General features: G+C 72.7%; 15 protein-coding genes. 4 read left to right on the top strand and 11 right to left on the bottom strand.

Going from position 1 to position 18943, the window contains the following annotated elements; all coding sequences use genetic code 11:
- Window positions 1-131 precede the first annotated feature (131 nt).
- Both D7I43_RS17195 and D7I43_RS17190 read left to right on the top strand, forming a co-directional pair.
- Entirely contained in the window at window positions 132-1319 is a 1188-nt protein-coding gene (locus D7I43_RS17195) for a sensor histidine kinase (protein WP_120329517.1), read from the top strand.
- Window positions 1316-1975 carry a response regulator gene (locus D7I43_RS17190; protein WP_120329516.1) on the top strand — a complete coding sequence of 220 codons (660 nt, stop codon included), beginning with the start codon at window positions 1316-1318 and terminating at the stop codon, window positions 1973-1975. Before D7I43_RS17195 ends, D7I43_RS17190 begins: the two co-directional genes overlap by 4 nt.
- Here D7I43_RS17190 and D7I43_RS17185 read toward each other — a convergent pair.
- Window positions 1887-4019: an MMPL family transporter gene (locus D7I43_RS17185; protein WP_120329515.1), complete on the bottom strand. Its 2133-nt coding sequence runs from the start codon at window positions 4017-4019 to the stop codon at window positions 1887-1889. The genes D7I43_RS17190 and D7I43_RS17185 overlap by 89 nt on opposite strands.
- 208 nt (window positions 4020-4227) lie before the next feature.
- Between D7I43_RS17185 and D7I43_RS17180 the strand changes: the two genes are divergently transcribed.
- On the top strand, window positions 4228-4443 hold the full coding sequence (locus D7I43_RS17180) for a hypothetical protein (protein ID WP_120329514.1): 216 nt from the start codon (window positions 4228-4230) through the stop codon (window positions 4441-4443).
- Window positions 4440-5045 carry a DedA family protein gene (locus D7I43_RS17175; RefSeq protein ID WP_120329513.1) on the top strand — a complete coding sequence of 202 codons (606 nt, stop codon included), beginning with the start codon at window positions 4440-4442 and terminating at the stop codon, window positions 5043-5045. Before D7I43_RS17180 ends, D7I43_RS17175 begins: the two co-directional genes overlap by 4 nt.
- 19 nt (window positions 5046-5064) lie before the next feature.
- Here the strand turns inward: D7I43_RS17175 and D7I43_RS17170 are convergent, their stop codons facing one another.
- The 10 genes from D7I43_RS17170 to D7I43_RS17125 all read right to left on the bottom strand — a co-directional run bounded on the left by D7I43_RS17170 (window position 5065) and on the right by D7I43_RS17125 (window position 18861).
- Window positions 5065-5964: a sulfite exporter TauE/SafE family protein gene (locus tag D7I43_RS17170; protein ID WP_120329512.1), complete on the bottom strand. Its 900-nt coding sequence runs from the start codon at window positions 5962-5964 to the stop codon at window positions 5065-5067.
- Window positions 5961-6563, bottom strand: a complete 603-nt coding sequence (locus tag D7I43_RS17165) for a rhodanese-like domain-containing protein (RefSeq protein ID WP_120329511.1) — start codon at window positions 6561-6563, stop codon at window positions 5961-5963. Before D7I43_RS17165 ends, D7I43_RS17170 begins: the two co-directional genes overlap by 4 nt.
- Window positions 6564-6691: 128 nt before the next feature.
- The gene (locus D7I43_RS17160; protein ID WP_120329510.1) at window positions 6692-8092 is read right to left on the bottom strand and encodes an MBL fold metallo-hydrolase; all 1401 of its coding nucleotides are present in this window, start codon (window positions 8090-8092) and stop codon (window positions 6692-6694) included.
- Window positions 8093-8236: 144 nt separating this feature from the next.
- Window positions 8237-8506 (bottom strand): metal-sensitive transcriptional regulator, encoded by a 270-nt coding sequence (locus tag D7I43_RS17155; protein WP_120329509.1) that lies wholly within the window; start codon window positions 8504-8506, stop codon window positions 8237-8239.
- A 101-nt stretch (window positions 8507-8607) separates the two neighbouring features.
- Window positions 8608-9813 carry a glycoside hydrolase family 1 protein gene (locus tag D7I43_RS17150; protein WP_120329508.1) on the bottom strand — a complete coding sequence of 402 codons (1206 nt, stop codon included), beginning with the start codon at window positions 9811-9813 and terminating at the stop codon, window positions 8608-8610.
- A 58-nt stretch (window positions 9814-9871) separates the two neighbouring features.
- A complete protein-coding gene (locus D7I43_RS17145) occupies window positions 9872-13099 on the bottom strand; it encodes an alpha-L-rhamnosidase (protein ID WP_120329507.1) in 3228 nt (1075 codons plus the stop codon).
- Between the two features lie 136 nt (window positions 13100-13235).
- The gene (locus D7I43_RS17140; protein ID WP_120329506.1) at window positions 13236-14498 is read right to left on the bottom strand and encodes an ABC transporter substrate-binding protein; all 1263 of its coding nucleotides are present in this window, start codon (window positions 14496-14498) and stop codon (window positions 13236-13238) included.
- 24 nt (window positions 14499-14522) lie between these two features.
- Window positions 14523-17216, bottom strand: coding sequence for an alpha-L-rhamnosidase (locus D7I43_RS17135; RefSeq protein ID WP_120329505.1), 2694 nt, complete (start codon window positions 17214-17216; stop codon window positions 14523-14525).
- Complete coding sequence (locus tag D7I43_RS17130) at window positions 17213-18034, bottom strand: carbohydrate ABC transporter permease (RefSeq protein ID WP_120329504.1); 822 nt, start codon at window positions 18032-18034, stop codon at window positions 17213-17215. Before D7I43_RS17130 ends, D7I43_RS17135 begins: the two co-directional genes overlap by 4 nt.
- Window positions 18031-18861: a carbohydrate ABC transporter permease gene (locus D7I43_RS17125; protein ID WP_240033009.1), complete on the bottom strand. Its 831-nt coding sequence runs from the start codon at window positions 18859-18861 to the stop codon at window positions 18031-18033. Before D7I43_RS17125 ends, D7I43_RS17130 begins: the two co-directional genes overlap by 4 nt.
- Window positions 18862-18943 lie beyond the last annotated feature (82 nt).

The following is an 18943-nucleotide window of genomic DNA, read 5'->3' as shown; positions in this document are numbered from 1 at the left end:
CCGGCCTCCGCCGGCACCACCGCCGGGCGCGCGGGCCGAGCGGGTCGACCGGCGGCGTACGCGTCCTGTTGACCCTGGATACGCGGCGGCGATGACGCCGCGGGCGGCGACGCTTGCGTACCGTCGATGCCGTGGACCGGCTGGCGGCGTGGTGGGCGGCGCGTACCCGCGGCGGAGTGCGTGCGGTGCTGGCCGTCGACGGTTCGCTCGCGCTGGTGCTGGGCGCGCTGGCGGCGCTCGGTGCGTGGGACGCGGCCGGCGACCGGGGGATGCGCCTCGGAGTCGCCGGTGTCGCGCTCGTCGGCGTGGCGGCTGCCGGGCTGGTGGTACGGCGGGTGTGGCCGCTGGCCGCGCTCGGGCTGTCGCTGGCCGCGACCCTCGCCTACCTGGCGCTCGGCTATCCCTACAGTCCCATCCTCCAACTGGCCTCGGTGGCCGCCTACACGGTCGGCGCCTGGTGCCCGAAGCGGGTCTCGCTGACCGCCGTGGCCGCCGCCGTCGCCGTCTACCTGCCCGTCGCGTGGTCCAGCGGCGGCACCCCCTGGCCGGCATTCGGGGTGGGACCGCTGGCCGTGGTGTGGCTGGTCGTGCCGTGGTCGGTGGGGACGGCGGTGCGCGCGTACCGCCGGGTGCGGGCGCGGGCCGCGGACGCCGAGCGGCGCGAGCACGTCTACCAGGAACGGCTGCGGATCGCGCAGGAGGTGCACGACGTGGTCGGCCACAGCCTGGCGGTGATCAACATGCAGGCGGGGGTGGCGTTGCACGTGTTGGAGCGGCGACCGCAGCGCGCGGCCCAGGCGCTGCGAGCCGTGCGGCAGACCAGCGCCCAGGCGCTGGAGGAGCTGCGGGCCGCGCTCGCGCCGTTGGCGGAGCCGGACGGGCGGAGCAGGGCCGAGCCGGATCGGCGGCCGGTGGCGGACCTCGCGCGGGTACCGGAGCTGGTCGAGGCGGTGAACCAGGGCAGGCTGCGGGTGACGCTCGTCGTGGAGGGCCACCGGCGGGTGCTTCCGGCCGCGGTGGAGCTGGCCGGGTACCGGATCGTGCAGGAGTCGTTGACCAACGTGGTGCGGCATGCCGAGGCCGACCGCGCCACCGTCCGGCTGGCCTACGGCGACGACGCTCTCCGCGTGACGGTGAGCGACGACGGGCGGGGCCCCGCGACGGGGGACGGCGCGGGACGAGGGTTGGTCGGGATGCGGGAACGCGCGGCCGCGGTGGGCGGCACCTTCGCCGCCGGTGCGGGCGCCGACGGTGGTTTCGAGGTACGCGCGGTGCTTCCGGTGACGAGGGCGGGGGGTGCCCCATCGACGGGCGGGTGATCCGGCTGGTGGTCGTGGACGACCAACCGCTGGTCCGGATGGGGTTGCGGATGCTCGTCGAGGACGAGCCCGACATCGCGCTGGTCGGCGCGGCGGCCGATGGCGTCCAGGGGTTGGCCGTGGTGCGGGAGCAGCGGCCCGACGTGGTGCTCATGGACATCCGGATGCCGGTGCTGGACGGCATCGAGGCGCTGCGTCGGGTGGTCGCCGATCCCGAGCTGGCCGGCACGCGGGTGATCATGCTGACCAGCTTCGACGTCGACGACCACGTCTTCGACGCGCTTCGCGCCGGTGCCTCCGGTTTCCTGCTCAAGAGCGCGGAGCCGGTGGAGATGCTGCACGCGGTGCGGGTGGTCGCCGCCGGGGAGGCGCTGCTGTCTCCGGCGGTGACCCGCCGGGTGATAGCCCGGTTCGCCGGGCCGCCCGTCGGTCGGGGTGGGCCCCGGCCGCCGCTGTCGGTGCTGACCGAGCGGGAGCGTGAGGTGGTGGGCTGGGTGGCGGCCGGGCTGTCCAACGACCAGATCGCCGAGCGTCTGGTGCTCAGCCCGGCCACGGTCCGTACCCATCTCAGCCGGGCGATGGCGAAGTTGGACGCGCGGGACCGGGCACAACTGGTGGTCTTCGCGTACCAGGGCGGGCTGCCGATTCCCGACTGAGCCGGCCCGGCCGCCAGATCCGGGGGCCCAGGTCGATCGCCAGGGCGGGCACCAGGAAGGCGCGGACGACGAACGCGTCCACCGCGACGCCGAGCGCGACCAGCAGGCCGAGCTGGATGTTCAGCACCACCGGCGTGATGGTCAGGACCAGGAAGGTGGCGGCCAGCACGACCCCGGCGCTGGTGATCACTCCCCCGGTGACGGTCAGGGCGTGCAACACCCCGTTGCGGTGGCCGCGCGGGCCGACCTCCTGGCGTGCCCTGGCCATGAGGAAGATCGTGTAGTCGACGCCGAGGGCCACCAGGAACAGGAAACCGAGGGTGAGCACGGACTGGTCGGTGCGCGGGAACCCGAGCGCGTGGAACAGCAGCCCGGCGACGCCGAGTGCCGCGGCGGCCGACAGCAGGGTGCAGCCGAGCAGCAGCACCGGTGCGAGCACCGCCCGCAGCAGCAGGCCCAGCATCAGCGCGACCACCGCGAGGATGACCGGCACGATGACCATCAGGTCCCGGTTCATCGCCCGGTTCTGGTCCAGCAGTGTCGCGGCCGGACCGCCGATCACCGCGTCGCCGTCGGAGGCGCCCACCCGGGCGCGGAGCCGTTCGACGGTCTCCTGGGCGGGCGCGCTGGCCGGTGGCGCGTCGAACACCACGGGAATCCGGACCCACGCGCCGGAGCCGGATCGTTCGGCCGGCCGCACCTCGGCCACCCCGGGCGTCTGCCGTGCCGTCGCCGCCACGTCCTCGGCCGTCCGGGGCGACGTGTAGATCATCGCGGGTGTGGCCGTGCCGGCGGGAAAGTGCGCGGCGAGCAGTTCCTGGCCCCGCACCGAGTCCGGCTTTCGCGTGAAGTTGTCGGCCCCGGCGAGGCCACCGACCCGCAGGACGGACAGCCCGGCGCTCGCCGTGACGAGCACCAGCGCGGCCAGCGCCCAGACCCGACGGGGCCGGCGCGACACCAGCGCGGCGATCCGCTGCCACACCGGGTGGTCGGGTTCGTGCGCGCCGCCGCCGTCCGGGCGGGGCACCCTCGGCCAGAACACCCACCGCCCGAGCACCACCAGCATCGCCGGCAGGAGCGTGGTCATCGCGAGCAGAGCGGCGACCACGGCCACGGCCATGACCGGCCCCAGCCCGCGGGTGGAGTTCATCTCGGCCACCAGCAGCGCCAGTGCGGCGAGGACCATGGTCGCGGCGGAGGCCCCGACCGCGGGGGTGATGCCGCGCAGTGCCAGCGCCATGGCGGTGTGCCGGTCCGGATGCCGTCGCAGTTCGTCGCGGTAGCGGGCGATCAGCAGCAGCGCGTAGTCGGTGCCCAGGCCGAACACCAGCACGATCACGAGGATGGAACCGGACCCGGAGACCAGCGCCCCGGCCCGGCCGGCCAGGTAGGTGCCGCCCTGGGCGACCACCGTCCCGGCGAGCACGCAGACGAGCGGGACGAGCGGCAGCACCGGACTGCGGTACGTGACCAGCAGGAGAACCGCCACGACGACGATCGTGGCCAGCGTCAGCCCGCCGTCGACCTGACCGTTCGCCCGCGCCGAGTCGGCCCGCGAGGCGGCCGGCCCGGTCACCTTCGCCGTCAGACCGTCCGGCAGCCCGTCGTCGACCGCCGCCCGCGCGCGGTCCACCACCTCCTCGACCTCGCCGCTGTCCAGCCGCGTGCCGGCCACCGGCACCGTCAGCGTCACGGCCCGGCGGTCGGCGGACTCCACCGGGGCGGGCACCGGGCCGTCGCCGAGGCCGGTCAGGTCGGCGCGGTCCCGGTCCACCGCGGCACGGTCCCGCTCGGTGAGGCCGCCGTCCCGGACGTAGACGACGACCAACGGGACCGTGTCGGCGAACTCCCGCTCGGCCAACTCGGCGGCCCGGGTCGATCCGGCGCGCGACGGCATCCAGTTCGTCTCGTCGTTGTCCTGCACGTCACCGACCAGACCGGCCAGCCAGCCGAACACCCCGAGGGCGACCAGCCAGGCCGTCAGCACCACCCACCTGCCACGCCGGCCCGCCGGAAACCCCACCACCGTCTGCCAGGTGCGCACCGCCGCTCCTCACTCGCGCCGCCATGACGATCGGCACCCACGGTCCGTCAGGGCTGCGGTCGCGCGCGTCGTCGCCCGGGCGTCACCGTCCGGCACGTCGTGTGGCGCACCCGGTGTACGCACCGTGCGTACCCCGGGCGACGCGGTCGCCGCCGGCCGCGGGCGAGCCTCTCGGCATGGCGCGCCTGGTAGCGGGAAACCGTCCGTCGTGTCCGCCGTGCACGAGCCGCGCCCCCGGGCCGCACTGCCCGGCAGCCTGGTGCTGCCCGGCCGGAGAGCGGAGATCCCGGCCGGCGCCGCCACCCTGCCGGGTCGACCGCGGGCCTGGGGCCCGACCACCGCCGGGGTGGGCCGGCGGGACCGGCCGCGACCACCGCCGCGGGCGCGGGCCCGGGCGGGCGCCGGTGAGCCGGCGGGCCGGTGAGCGCCGTCGGTTTCCTCACGAGCCTGGTGGCGCGTTACGGCTACCTGGGCCTCGCGCTGCTGGTCGGGGTGGAGAGCTTCGGCGTCCCCGCTCCGGGCGAGACGGCGATCATCCTCGGCGCCGGATACGCCGCCCGCGGCCAACTCGCCGTCGTCGGGGTCGCGGTGACCGCGTTCCTGGCCGCGGTGAGCGGGGACAGCATCGCGTACCTGATCGGTCGAACCGGCGGGCGGCGGGTCGTCCTGCGGTACGGCCGCTTCGTAGGGCTGACTCGGGAGCGGTTCACACGGTTGGAGGCGGTGATGAACCGCCACGGTCCGAAGATCGTGGCGGCCGCCCGCTTCGTCGAGGGCCTGCGGCAGTTCAACGGGTTCATCGCCGGCGCCACCGGCATGCCGTGGCGACGGTTCGTCCTCTACAACGCCGCCGGCGCTGCCGCGTGGGTCGCCGTGTGGGTCACCGTCGGCTATCTCGCCGGGAACCACGTCCAGGCCATCGTGGCGGATGTGCACCGCTTCCAGTGGTACGTGCTCGCCGCCGCGGTCGTCGGCGTGCTCGCCACCGTCGCGTGGCGCCTGACCCGCAGGCGCAGGCGTTCCTGACCGCCGGCGGCCTGGCGGGCTACCGCCGGGTGCCAGCGCCTGCCGGGATCTCGGGGATGGCGGGTCCGTGTCGCCGGCGACTGCGCCGGACGACGACGACGCCGGCCACCACCACGGCGGCGAGGCCGAGCGGCACCCACAGCATGGGGTGGGCCCACGCCTGGCCGGGCAGCTGCCGGACGAGCACGAACACACCCATCACCACGACGAACCACCCGAACGCCATGCGCAACGCGTCCTCGGGAATCCGGCCGGCGAGCCGGCCACCGAGCAGGCTGCCGATCACGGCGGCGATGCTGACGGCGGCGGCCAGACCCCAGTCGATGCCGACACCGGAGAGGTGTCCGGCGAGACCGGCGAAGGACTTCATCGCGATGACGACCAGTGAGGTGCCGACGGCGACGGGCATCGGCATTCCGCCGAGCAGGGCCAGCGCGGGCACCACGAGGAAGCCGCCACCGGCGCCGACCAGGCCGGTGACCAGGCCGACCACGACGCCGTCGAGGGCGACCCGCAGGACGGGAAGCTCGTGCGGCGCCGGCCGGGGCTCCGCGGGGCGCCGGCCGCGGATCATCGCGGTGGCGGTGGCCAGCATCATCACGGCGAACCCCGTCAGCAGCACCCCGGCCGGTACGAACACGGCCACGCGACCGCCGGCGTAGGCGCCGGCCATGCCGGCGACGCCGAACAGCAGCCCGGTGCGCCACCGGACGCGCCCCGCCCGCGCGTACGGCAGGACGCCGACGGCGCTGGTGACGCCGACGACGAGCAGCGAGGTGGCGATGGCCTCCTTGGCGGGCAGGCCGGCGACGTAGACCAGCAGCGGCACGGCCAGGATCGAACCGCCGCCGCCGAGGAGGCCGAGGCTGATCCCGACCAGCACGGCCAGCCCGGCGGCCAGGGCGAAGCTGCCGGTCATGCCGGTTGCCCGGACGCCGGCTCCCGCCGCAGTCGGCCCACGACGGTCTCCAGGTCGCACGTCGCGCCGCGGTTGTAGGGGAGCTTGCCGAGCAGCATGCCCATCGCGCAGGTGTTGGTCAGGGCGGCGACGGTGAGTCCGGCGCCGACGAAGCCGGCGACCCACTTCAGGCCGGGTACGAACACCGAGGCGACGACGCTGGCCAGGACGATGGAGCCGGCGACCAGGCGGACCTGGCGCTCCAGGTCCCAGCGGGGTCTGCCGTGGGCGATCGGCGCGTCGGCCGCCTGCCAGGCCATGATCCCACCGGTGAGGACCTTCAGGTGAGGCAGGCCCGCGCCGGCGAGCGCCCGTTCGGCCTGGGCCGCGCGGGCGCCGGAACGGCAGACCAGCACGACGTCCTCGTCGAGGTGACGGCGCAGTTCCGCGCGGTGTTCCTTGAGCAGGTCGAGCGGCACGTTGTAGGAGCCGGGGATGTGCGAGGTCTCGAACTCCGCGGGGGTGCGGACGTCGAGCAGGCGGGGTGCCCGCCCGGCGGCGATCAGCTCGCGCAGGGTGGTCGCGTCGAGCGTCGCGGGGCTGGTCAAGTTCGTGGTCAAGGCGCTTCCTCTCGGGGTCGGTGTGGTGCCCGGCGCAGGTCGCCGGTGAGACACGCAGGCACGGGGGCGCGCTGGCGCGCGGCCGGCGCCGGCCGGCGCGGCGCGTCAGGCGGTGGCGGGGGCGATCGTCAGGCGGTGGCGGCCATGCGCACGCCGGCCGGCTCGGCGTTGCCGAACAGGTCGTCGATCAGGACGACCTCCCGGCCGGCGTTGGCCAGCAGCGACGCGGCGGCGGTGGCCCGGTACCCGGAGCCGCAGTGCACCCAGACGGTGCCGGCGGGCACGTCGCTGAGGCGGGCGGGCAGGTCGTGCAGCGGGACGTGCACGGCGCCGTCGATGTGGCCGGCGTTCCACTCGTTGGCCATCCGGACGTCGAGGACGACCTGCGGGGCGGGCAGGCCGCCGGGCGTGCCGCCCGCCTGCGCGGCGGCGAGGGTCGGGAAGTCGGCGACGGGCAGTTTCCGCAGGTCGTCCGGACCGGTCGCCCACTGCTCGGGGGTCCCGGTGGCCTGTGCGGCGGGCCGGTCGATGCCGATGCGGGCGAGTTCCCGTTGGGCGTCGGCGACCTGCTCGGGCGTCTCGGCCAGGAGGGTGATCGGCAGGCCCCAGTCGACGAGCCAGCCGAGCCAGGTCGACATGGGCCCGTCGAGGCCGAGGCCGATCGTGCCGGCCAGGTGCGAGGCGGCGTACGCCGTGCGGTGTCGCAGGTCGACCACCCACTCCCCGGCGGCGATCCGCTGCCGCAACTGGCCGGCGTCGGCGCGGGTCACGGGGGTGAGGTCGACGGGGGCCGGCCCCGCGGTGTTGGCCACGCCCATGTGGGCGTAGTAGGCGGGATACGCGCCCAAGCCGGCCAGGGTTTCGGTGACGAACCGGTCTGCGGCCAGCCGCAGCACGGGGTTGGCCTGCTTCTCCCGGCCGATCGTCGATTCGGGGGCGTCGGCCTGGCTGGCCGAGCAGAAGCTGCCGAAACCGTGCGTCGGCCAGACCTGTGCCCCGTCGGGCAGCAGGTCGGCCAGCCGCCTTGCCGAGGCGTGCTGGTGGTGGGCCAGGGTGTGCGCGTGCCGCTGCCCGAGCAGGTCGGTACGGCCCGTCGTGCCGAACAGCAGCGAGCCTCCGGTGAACACGCCGACCGGGGACCAGCCGTCGCCGACGGACTCCTCCAGCACGTACGACAGGTGGTGGAAGGTGTGCCCGGGGGTGGCGACCACCCGCAGCCGCAGCGTGCCGGACAGGCTCACCTCGTCACCGTCGGACACCGGCACCCGGTCGAAGCCCACCTCGTCCGCGGCGGCGACCAGGTACGCCGCGCCGGTGAGCCGGGCCAGGTGCAGGCCGCCGGAGACGTAGTCGTTGTGCAGGTGCGTCTCCGCCACGTGCGTGATCCGTACGCCCTTCTCCCCCGCGAGGTACAGGACCCGGTCGATGTCCCGCTGCGGGTCCACCACCACCGCCACCCTGCCATCCGTCGCCAGGTAGCTGCGGTCGCCCAGCGACGAGGTCGCAATGACCGACACCTCCCACGCCATCCATCTGCTCCTTTCCTCATCACGCTACATACCCCCGGGGGTATGTAGCGAACAGTCGTCGCCCTTGGTCGACATCGAACACGTGCTCATCCGCCCCGAACGGCGGGCACGCCGTTCGGGGCGTCGAGCGTCAGGCCCGGCGGCTCACGCCAGAGCCAGGAAGAGCTTCTCCAGTTCCTCTTCGGTCATCTCCGGCTGCTCGCCGCGGTCACGGGCGGCCGAGCAGTGCCGCATGCCGGAGGCGATGATCTTGAAGCCTGCCCGGTCGATCGCCTTGGAGACCGCGGCGAGCTGGGTCAACGCCGCACGGCAGTCCTCGCCGTTCTCCATCATCTCGATCACAGCGTTGAGCTGCCCGCGGGCCCGCTTCAGGCGGGTCAGCGCCTCGCCGGTCATCTCGGGACGCATCTTCATCTCGTCAACCTCCGCGTCCACGGTAACACATACCCCCGGGGGTATCCGGAGGAACGATCTCACCGCCGGCGGTCGGTCGACGGCACGGCAGCCACGCCGGATCAACCCGGCTGCGGCAGCCGCCCCGTCTCGGCCACCTTCGCGAAGACGTACGCGCTCGGCTTCGGGTGTCTCGCGAAGCCGGCGTCGCGGTCGACCGCGATGAGCCCGAACCGGGGGCGGTAGCCCTCGCTCCACTCGAAGTTGTCGAACGCCGACCAGTGCAGGTAGCCGCGCACGTCGATCCCCTCCGCCAGCGCCTGGGCGACGGCGGCGAGGTGGGTGAGCAGATAGTCGATCCGTTCGGTGTCGTCCTCGGTGGCGATGCCGTTCTCGGTGACGAACAGGGGAAGGCGGGTCTCGGCGGCGCGGTGCAGCATCTGCCGGAGGCCGTCGGGATGCACGGCCCAGCCCATCTGGGTCGTACGACATCCGGCGGGCGGCTCGGCGAACCGCGTGGGCGATCTCGGGTCCACCCACTGTTTCCGGTAGTACTGGACGCCGAGGAAGTCACCGCGGTCGGGGCCGGTGAGTCCGTCGAGGTGGAGGTCGACGATCTCGTGTCGCATGAGGCGTCGCAACGCGCGGCACTCCTCGTCGTCGAGCGCCGGCACGAGCAGCGGGAGTTGCACAGCGAGGCCGACGAGCGACCGCCGTGACGCGCCGCGTACGGCGCGCACGGCCGCGAAGTGGGCCTCCAGGAGCCGCCGGCCGACCCGTTTCCAGAGAGCCTCGCTGGCGACGCCGGGCGGATGGCAGCCCTCCAGGTAGCCGTGCAGAGCGACCATCTGCGGCTCGTTGACGGTGCACACGTAGGGCATGAGCTCCCCCAGTTCCACGGCCACGTACCGGCAGTAGCGGGCGAACACGGTGAGGGCGTCGGGGGCGAGCCATCCGCCGGCCGCCGCGAACCATCGGGGCAGGGTGAAGTGGTGGAGGGTCACGAAGGCGGTCATGCCGGTCTCGGCGAGCGCGGTCAGCACCCGCCGGTAGTGCGCCGTCGCGGCCCGGCTGAACTCGCCGGGCGCCGGTTCGATCCGGGACCATTCGAGCGACAGCCGGTGCGCGTTGTGACCGAGCGACCTGAGCAGGGCGAAGTCCTCCGCATAGCGGTGATAGTGCTCGATGCCGTCGCCCGACGACCAGCGGGCGGCGGTGCCCGGACGGTGCTCGAAGTCCCACCAGTCGTTGTTGACGTTCCCTCCCTCGACCTGGTGCGCCGAGGTGGCACTGCCCCACAGGAAGCCGGGCGGAAAGTCGACCTGCACGCTGCCTCCCTCGGTCGCTGGGGCCCGGCGTCCGGACGGACGCCGGGCCCCCACACGCCTACCGTGACGTGGTGGTGAAGGTGTACGACCCGGACCCGACGCGGTAGACGGCGTAGTCACCGTCGATCCGGACGAAGTCCGCCCGGTCGGGCGTCCCCAGTGGCCGTCCGCCCTGCAACGGGACCCAGACGGACGCCGTGGTGTTCGTGGGCACGGTGACCGAGAGCCGGAAGCGGCCGTCGGTCCGCGACCACTCGGAGCGGGCCAGCCCCGCGGGCGTCTGGTAGCTGCCCTTGACGGAGGTCAGGTCACCGACGACCTTCGGCTGGATGACCAACTCGCGGTAGGCGATGCTGCCGTCGGCCGCCCGGATGCCGGCGAGCCCGCTGTGGAACCACTCCTCGATCTGGGCGAGGATCATGTGGTTCTTGGAGTCCCCACGGTTCCACCGCTCCCCGATCGTGGTCATGCCGCCCGGGTTGGCGGTGGTGGACGCCATGAAGTAGCCGTAGCTGGGCTGGTCGTCCTCCTGCAGCAGGTCCCACAGCACGTCGTCGCGGCCGCCCGCGGCGAGGGCCCGGACGGTGGGTGCCATCCCGATGGTCCCGCCACTGAAGTGGGGGCCGTCGCCGTTGGGATGGAACGCGTAGACCAGCTCGACGAGGGCGTCGAGGACGGCGCCGCGCTCGCTGTCGGGGACGAGCCCGGCGTCGAGTGCGAGGGCCTGGGCGGTCTGGGTGGCGCCCGCGGCGCCGGCGTTGCCCTCCGCCGTGTACCGGCGCAGCTGGGTGTTGTAGAAGTGCGCGTTGAAGGCCGTCCTGATGTCGGCCGCCAGCGTCCGGTACTTCTCCGCGTCGGCCCGGTGGCCGGTCAGCTCGGCCATCATGGCGAGCTTGCTGATCATGACGTAGTAGCCCCAGGTGCCGGTGATCCGGCCGGAGGTCTGGTCCGCCGACACCCAGTCGGCGAGTGCGGCGTCGACGATGTGCGCGTCGGCACCCTCACCGACCTTCTCCCGCTGGATGTAGTCGGCGAAGGCCACCATGTGGTCGTAGTAGCGAGCCATCGTCTGGGTGTCGCCGTAGAGCTCGTAGAGCATCGCCGGCACGAGGATGATGGCGTTGCCCCAGTTGATCTCGTCGCCGAAACGTCCGCTGTAGCCCCAGTCGTACACGGGCGTCTTCAGGGCGACGTTGCCGAACATCGGCGTGTCGGCCACGGACTGACCTTCGACCAGGTGGTGCATGGTCGTGCGAAGGTACGCGGCGAGCTGTTCGTTGCGGTGGATGGCGCCCATGGGCATGGTGTAGTCGGCGGGATACGAGAGCTTCTCCCGGCCGGGGCAGTCGGTGAAGACCGACATGATGTTGCTCATGAACGAGTAGCGGGACATCGTGTGGATGCGGTTGACCCGGGCGTTGGAGGTCGTCACCTCGCCGGCCAGGGGTGTGGCCGCCTGCAGGCGCAGTCCCCGGACGGTGTCCTTCGTGGGGACATACCCCTCGGGCAGGCCCGTGACCTGCACCCACTGCATGCCGAAGTAGTTGAAGTCCGGGTGCCAGGTCTCCCCGCCGGGGAGACCGGCGGTGGTGTAGGTGTTGAACAGGTCCCGGCCGCGGCTGCCGCCACCGCCCATGAGCGAGGCCTGGTCGACGGTGCCGTCGGCGGCGAGCGACTCGGCCGGTGACATGCGGATCGTCGTGCCCGCCGGCACGGTGTCCTGCAGGCGCAGTTCCGGCCATCCGACGATGTTCTGTCCGAAGTCGAACACCCAGGTGCCGGGTGCGGGGTTGGTCACGGAGACCGGAGTGAACGTCTCCACGATCCTGACGGGCTCGGCCGCGCGGGCGACGAGCTTCGTGGCCAGGTTCGGTGGCGGGGCGATGCCCGCGTTCGTCCAGCCGGTGGGGGTGCCGTCGCGGCGCGTGGCGGTGGCCGACAGGTCGGCGCCGGGAGCGTTCCAGCCGGGCTGCTCCCGGCGGGCGTCGTAGTCGGCGCCGGAGTACCAGGCGTCGGTGACGAGCGGTCCCAGCGCGGTGCGCCAACTGCGGTCGGAGACGATGACGTCGGTTCCTCCGCCCGCGTACGAGATCTCCAGCCGGGCGATCAGGCGTGGCGTGACGGCGGCGCCAGCGCTCGCGTCACTCGCGGCGATGTTGTTGCCGGAGCCGGTGACCCGCGCGCCGGCGGCGTGCGACGCGGCCAGCGCCGGGGTGAAGGTGATGCCGGTGCCGTCGGGGCCGGCGGTGCCGATCGCCGTGATGGTGCGGGACTCGAGGCGGTCGCCGCCGTCGCCGGTGTCGATGTTGATGGTGCCGCCGACGTGGTAGTTGGCGACGCTGGTGAGTTTCACGGTCGTGGCGCCGGCCGCGGCGTCCGCGGCGAGGCTGCCGCTGCCCTTGAGCTGGCTCTGCCACCAGGAGTAGGGGGCGGTGCGGCCGACGGCCGGGTTGGTGACGCTGCGGCGCACGTACGCGGGGCCGTTGCCGAGTTCGACGCCGAGGGTGTTGGCGCCCCGGCGCAGATCCCGGGTCACGTCGTAGGTGCGGTACTCGCTGGACAACTGGTAGTTGGAGTTGCCCGGGGCGAGGACCTCGTCGGTCAGCGTCCGGCCGTTGAGGGTCGGCTTGTGCAGGCCGACGCCGGAGAGGTACAGGCGAGCGGAGCCGACCTGCTTGCGGCGGTCGACGGTGAACTGGCGGGCGAAGATCGGCATGGGCTGGTTCTCCGCGCGGCCCGGGTACTCGATCCAGCGGGCCGGCGCCCAGTCGCCCTGCTCGAGCAGACCCATCTCCCAGGAGGACGGCCCGCTCCAGTCGGACGGACGCCGGTCGGCGTCCCAGACGCGTACGCGCCAGACGACCCGCTCGCGTGACGCGAGGGGCTTGCCGGCGTACCGGACCCCCGTCTGCAGATCGGACGGGATCCTGCCGGAGTCCCAGATCAGCCGTCCGCGCTTGAGGTTCGACTCGCTGGTGGCCGCCTGGACCTGGTACCCGGTCTGCCGGTCACCGGGGCAGGCCACCCGGGCGCGCGGCCGGTGGCAGGGGTGCGAGGCCGCCTTCCGGGTCTCGACGATCTGCCAGCCGAGGGTGGGGCTCGCGTTGTCGATGCCCAGGGGTTCGTCGTACCTGCCGTCGACCTGCAGGTTGACGACCCGGACGTTGGCGGCTCCGCCGCCACTCCCGGCGGAGGCCGGTGTGGCGGCCACCGCCTGTGGCGCGATCAGGGCCAGGCAGAGGCCCACTCCGGTGAGCGCCCTCGCGCGTCGTCTCGGTCTCGACACTGGTGCCGTCCTTCCCCGCCGGCGCTCGTGCGCCGGCGTCAGTGCTGGTGGTGGTGTGGTGGTGGTGTGGTGGCGCGGGGGGCCCGGCGGAGGCGGCGCATTCGGGCGCTGTGCCGTCCGCGGGGATGGGAAGCGGTCAGGTTCCCGCCCGGTAGTCGGCGTCCATCGCCGCGAGCACCTTCTGCGGCGTGGACTGGCCGCTGAAGATCTCCTGCAGGCCGGAGAGCATGGTTTGCTGCACCTTGGCGTTGGGCCACAGCTGGTCCATGAACGGCACGGTCCGGTTGTCGTTGATGAAGGTCGTCAGGTCGGCGAAGGCCGGGTCGACGGTCGAGCCGCTGTCGGGCAGGGACGGCAGGCTGCCCTGCTTGGCGTTGAACACCCTCATGCCCTCGGGCGACATGACGAAGGTGATGAACCTGAGCGCCAGCTCCTTGTTCTTCGCCTTGGCGTTCACTCCGTAGCCGGCACCGGCCGCGGCGGGCATGACGAACGTGGACGGATCGTCGGTGGCGGGCAGCGGTTTCAGGACGAACGTTCCGCTCGGGTTCTTGCCCTTCAGCAGCGCGACCACCCAGTTCCCCTGGACGATGCCGAGCGTCCTGCCGGTGGCGACGAGTTCCTGGCTGGCCTCGTAGCTGGTGCCGAGCGGGTTCTTCTGGAAGCAACCGGCCGTGTTCATCTCCTGGTACTTGGCCATGGCCGTGCTCCACGGGGAGTCGGCGAAGGTGGCCTGGCCGGCCTGCATCCTCGTGTCGAAGTCCGGGTCGGTGCCGTAGACGGTCGTGGCCACCAGCGCGTACAGGACGAGCTGGGTGACCCAGTTGTCCTGGATGCCGAGCGCGAAGGCCGGGGTGCCCTTGGCCGCGGCGGCACGGCAGAAGGTCAGCAGCTCGGTCCAGGTACCCGGCGGGGTGAGGCCGGCCTTCCGCATCGCCTCCTGGTTGTAGATCGCGCCGATGCCGTTGAGCCCGAATATCGCGTTGTACGTCCTGCCCTCGTACCCGGCGACGCTCTTGACCGCGTCGGGCAGTCTGGCCGCCCAGGGCTGGTCGGACAGGTCCAGCAGGTAGCCGGGCTCGGCGAGCACGTAGGTGGCGCCGGGGTTGCCGTTGCCGGGCCAGACCGACATCACGTCGGGTGCGGTGCCGGAGGCCAACTGGGTGCGGATCTGCTGCTGGTACTGGTCCGCGCCGCTGGTGGTGAAGTTGACCTTGACGCCGGGGTTCGCCGCCTCGAATGCCTTGATGACGTCCTCGACGGATCCCTGGTCGACCGAGGCGAGGGTGAGGACGTCGGACCCGCCGCCGGAACCGGCGTTGGTGCCACTGCTGCAGGCGGTCATCGCGCCGATGATGACAGTCGCGGCCAGGACGGCCGCGAGTCTCGTGCGGTTCATGGGTGTCTCCCTGTGGAGGAGCGGTCAGGGCACCACGTCGGGTGCCGTGGCGGTGAGGGTGTAGCGGCCGGACGTGAGCCGCAGGCTGACCCCCGCGGCGAACGGCTCGACCCCGAGAACCCCGGGCCGGCCGGCGGCGGGTGCGTCGTTCTCGCACACGCTGCCCGGATCCGGTGTGGGGATCTGCAGTACGGCAGTGCTGCCGGGCGGCACCGTGACGGTCACGGTGATCCGGCCGTCGGACATCGACCATCCGCAGGCGACCCGTCCGCGGGCGGTCTCCTGCTCGGCACGGGCCCAGGTGAGCCGGCCGCCGGGCAGGGGCCGAAGCAGGAGTTCGCGGTAGGCCACCGACGACGGTGTCTGGTCGATGCCGGCGACTCGGCCGAAGAGCCAGTCGCCGACGCTGCCGAGGCTGTAGTGGTTGAACGAGTTCATCTTCGGCGACTGGAAGCCGGCGTGTTCGGTCCATCCGTCCCAGCGCTCCCAGATGGTGGTCGCGCCGTGGCGAATGGAGTACCCCCACGAGGGGTACCGGTCCTGATGCAGGAGGGCGTACGCCAGGTCGGCCCGGCCGTGGTCGGCCAGCACCGGGCACAGCAGGGCCACGCCCACGAAACCGGTGGTCAGACGGTGGCCGCGTTTCTCGATGTCGGCGGCCAGATGCTCGACGGCCGCCGGCACGAGCCGCTGCGGCAGGAGCCCGAACGCGAGTGCCAGCAGGTAGGCCGTCTGCGTGCCACCCTCGACGGTGCCGTCGTCGCCGACGTACGAGTCGACGAACGCCGCACGGATCCGGGCATGCAGGTCGCGGAGCTGCTCGGCCTCGTCGTGCCGGCCGAGCACCTCGGCGGCCTGGGCGACGAGCTGGGTGCTGTGGGCGAAGTACGCGGTTGCCAGCACGTCGCGCGGCGTGGTGACGTCGACCTGGAGCCAGTCTCCGTAGGAGTTGCCGGTGCGGTTCCGCCAGCGCAGGTCGGGGTTGTGCCGGTGGACGTGGTCGACCCAGGCGCGCATCGCGTCGAAGCCGCGTTCGAGCACGCGCCGGTCGCCGTAGACGCGCCACAGGTACCAGGGGATGATCACTCCGGCATCGCCCCAGGCGGGCGCCGCCTCCCGCCCGAGTGTGACGACGGGTGCCACGTCGCGGAAGGCGCCGTCGGCGTCCTGTCCGTCCACCACGTCGCGGAGCCATCGGGCCAGGAAGGCGGAGACGTCCGCGTTGCGGCCGGCGGTCGGGGCGAAGATCTGGGCGTCGGCCAGCCAGCCGAGCCGCTCGTCACGCTGGGGGCAGTCGGTGGGTACCGCCACGAAGTTGCCGCGTTGCCCCCACGCGATGTTGGACTGCAACTGGTTGACCACGGGGTCGGAGCACTCGAACCACCCCGTCCACGGCGTGTCGTTGTGCAGCACCCGGGCGACCACGTCGGAGAGGCGCAACTCGCCCGGGTGGTCGGCCACCTCCAGGTAGCGGAAGCCGTGGTACGTGAACCGGGGCTCGAACACCTCGACGGGATCTCCGCCGGTGACGTACACGTCGGTCGCCCTCGCCCGGCGCAGGTTGTCCACGTACAGCTCCCCGTCGGCGAGCATCTCCGCGTGCCGCAGGACGATCCGGTGTCCCGCCGTGGCGGCCCGTACGGTCAGCCGTACCCGTCCGACGAGGTTCTGCCCGAAGTCGACGACGTAGCGGCCCGGGCCCCGCCGACGGATCTCGACGGGTGCCACGGTGCGGGTGACGCGGATCGGGTGGTCCGGTTCGGCGACCAACGGGCCCGGCGCGGTGTCGAGCACCGCGACCGGCCGGAAGCCGGCGACACCGGGGAGGTCCCACCCGGGCACGTGCTGACGGTGGTCGACGTACTCGCCCATGAGCAGGTCGGCGGCGCGGATCGCGCCGGGGCGCTCGGTCCAGTTGCCGTCCGTGGCCACCACCTGGCGGGAGCCGTCGGCGAAGTCGAGCACCAGCTGGGCGAGGAAGGCGGGCCGGTCGCCGTAGTGCTGGGCGGGCCGCCGCGGGTCGAAACCGACGTACCCGCACCACCAGCCGTCCCCCACGATGGCGGCGACCACGTTGGCGCCGGGACGGAGCAGGTCGGTGACGTCGTACGTCTGGTACTGAAGCCGGCGGTGGTACTCGGTCCAGCCGGGCGCCAGCTCGACGTCACCGACCCGGGCACCGTTGAGACGCGGCTCGTAGACGCCGCGTGCGGTGGCGTACAGCCGGGCTCGCAGCGGCTGCCGCGCGAGGTGGAACTCCCGGCGCAGGTACAGCGGTGGTGACGCCAGCGGTGGTGAGGGGAGATCCTCGTCGGCCGGTGGGTCGACGTGCGGCAGCAGCGCCGGGTCCCGCCCGATCCACACGGCCGTCCAGTCGTCGCGGTGCAACAGTCCGGTCTCGAACCAGCTCTGGGCGGCGCCCGCCTGGGCGCCCGTCTCGTCCCAGACCCGCACCCGCCAGTGGTAACGGGTGGCCGACCGTAGGGCCGGGCCGTCCCACGGCACGAGCAGCCCGTCCCCGGACGAGCGGCGGCCGGTGTCCCAGACGAGCCGGTCGGGGTCGTCCAGGTCCGCCGCCCGCTCGGCCGCCGTGATCTGGTAGGCGCTCTGCGCCGCACCCCGCCGGTCGGATTCGAGTTTCCAGGACAGTCGCGGACACCGCTCCCCGACACCGAGCGGCTCGCGTCGCTGTTCCGCCTCCAGGCCGTACGGTCTCATCCCTTCAGCCCTCCCGCGAAGCCGTTGATGATGCTGCGCTGCAACGCGAAGTAGAGGACCAGGATCGGCACGATGCTGATCACCAGCGCCGCGAAGATGAGGTTCCAGTCGGCGACGTACTGGCCGACGAAGCCGGCCAGCGCGACCGGCATGGTCTGCTGGTCGCTGCCGCTGAGGTAGAGCAGTGGGGTGAAGAAGTCGTTCCACACCGCGATCGCGTTGAGGACCAGCGCGGTGACCGTGACCGGCCGGAGCATCGGGAAGACGACGTGTCGGAAGGCGTCCCATGGGCGGCAGCCGTCGATCAAGGCGGCGTCCTCGAAGTCGTGGGGCAGCGCCCGGATGAATCCGGTGTAGAGGAAGGTGGTGAAGGGCACCTGCAGACCGGCGTAGAAGAGGACGAGCGCCCAGACCGTGCCGAGCAGGCCGAGGTCCCTCATCGTCTGGTAGAGCGGCAGCGCGGCGAGTTGGAACGGGAGCACCAGGCCCAGCATGATCAGCAGGAACATGGCGCGGGACCAGCGGGCGGTGGCGCGGGCCAGCGGATAGGCCGCCAGCGACGAGACGGCCAGCACGACGACGACGCTGATGCTGGTCACCAGGGCGCTGTTGACGAGCGCGCCACCCAGCCCGCCCTCACGCCACGCCTGGCTGAAGTTGGCCAGGGTCGGAGACGTCGTGGGGCGGATCGGCGAGGACGTGTCCGACGGGGCCCGGACGGCGAGGTTCACCAGCACGTACACCGGGAAGGCGACCACGACGGCCGCGGCGATCATCGCCAGCTCCAGGCCGAACGTCCGCCAGCGGTAGCGGTTCACGATGCTGCCCGTTCGTTGCGGGCCAGCACCAGGTACTGCCCGGTCGACGCGACGGCCACGATGATCGTCAGCACCACGGCGAGGGCGATGCTGTAGCCGAACTCGCCCAGGGTGAAGGCGTCCTTGTAGATGAGCGTCGAGATGGTGTCGGTGGCGTGCCCGGGACCACCGCCGGTCAGCGCGTACACCTGGTCGAACAGCTTGATCCCGCCGATGATCGACAGCATCAGGTTGATCGTGATCGCGGGCGCCAGTTGCGGCCTGATCACCGACCAGAACCGCCGTACCGGTCCGCTGCCGTCGATGGCGGCGGCCTCGTACAGCTCCTTCGGCACGGACTGCAGCCCGGCCAGGAAGATCACCATCGAGTAGCCGGCGAACTGCCAGACGATCACGGCCACGATCGACCAGAGCGCCAACTGGGGGTCGCCCAGCCAGTCCTGCCCCCACCGGCCGAGCCCGACCGCGCCGAGCAGGCTGTTGACGGCGCCGTCCGGGCCCAGCAGGTTGCGCCACAGGTACGCGGTCACGATCGGCGTGACCACGGCCGGAGCGAACAGGAACACCCGGAGCACGGTGCGGGACTTGATCAGGCTGTTCACGCCGAGCGCGAGCAGCAGCCCGATCCCGTTCTGGATGATCGTGATCGAAACCGCGATCACCACGGTGTGCCAGATCGCCTGGACGGCGTCCGGGTCACGGGCGATGCCAGCGAAGTTGTCGAGCCCGACGAACGAGAGGTCGGGGCTCAGTCCGTCCCAGTCGGTGAAGGCGTAGTACACGCCTCGCGCGCTGGGCACGAGGACCACGAAGGCGAACAGCAGCATCGCCGGCGCCGCGAACCACCAGGACGGTGATCCGCCACGCCCATGGCCGGCGGCCGACCGGCCAACGGTCGGCGTGGATGCC

The organism is Micromonospora globbae (genome assembly GCF_003610785.1).
GTDB classification, from domain to species: Bacteria; Actinomycetota; Actinomycetes; order Mycobacteriales; family Micromonosporaceae; genus Micromonospora; species Micromonospora globbae.
This window is presented reverse-complemented; position numbering and strand designations above follow the sequence as displayed.

Excerpts from the sequence above, each read along its gene's own strand:
- D7I43_RS17170 (WP_120329512.1), bottom strand. The coding sequence starts at position 5,964 with ATGACCGGCAGCTTCGCCCTGGCCGCCGGGCTGGCCGTGCTGGTCGGG.
- D7I43_RS17160 (WP_120329510.1), bottom strand. The coding sequence starts at position 8,092 with ATGGCGTGGGAGGTGTCGGTCATTGCGACCTCGTCGCTGGGCGACCGC.
- D7I43_RS17155 (WP_120329509.1), bottom strand. The coding sequence starts at position 8,506 with ATGAAGATGCGTCCCGAGATGACCGGCGAGGCGCTGACCCGCCTGAAG.
- D7I43_RS17140 (WP_120329506.1), bottom strand. The coding sequence starts at position 14,498 with ATGAACCGCACGAGACTCGCGGCCGTCCTGGCCGCGACTGTCATCATC.
- D7I43_RS17135 (WP_120329505.1), bottom strand. The coding sequence starts at position 17,216 with ATGAGACCGTACGGCCTGGAGGCGGAACAGCGACGCGAGCCGCTCGGT.
- D7I43_RS17125 (WP_240033009.1), bottom strand. The coding sequence starts at position 18,861 with ATGCTGCTGTTCGCCTTCGTGGTCCTCGTGCCCAGCGCGCGAGGCGTG.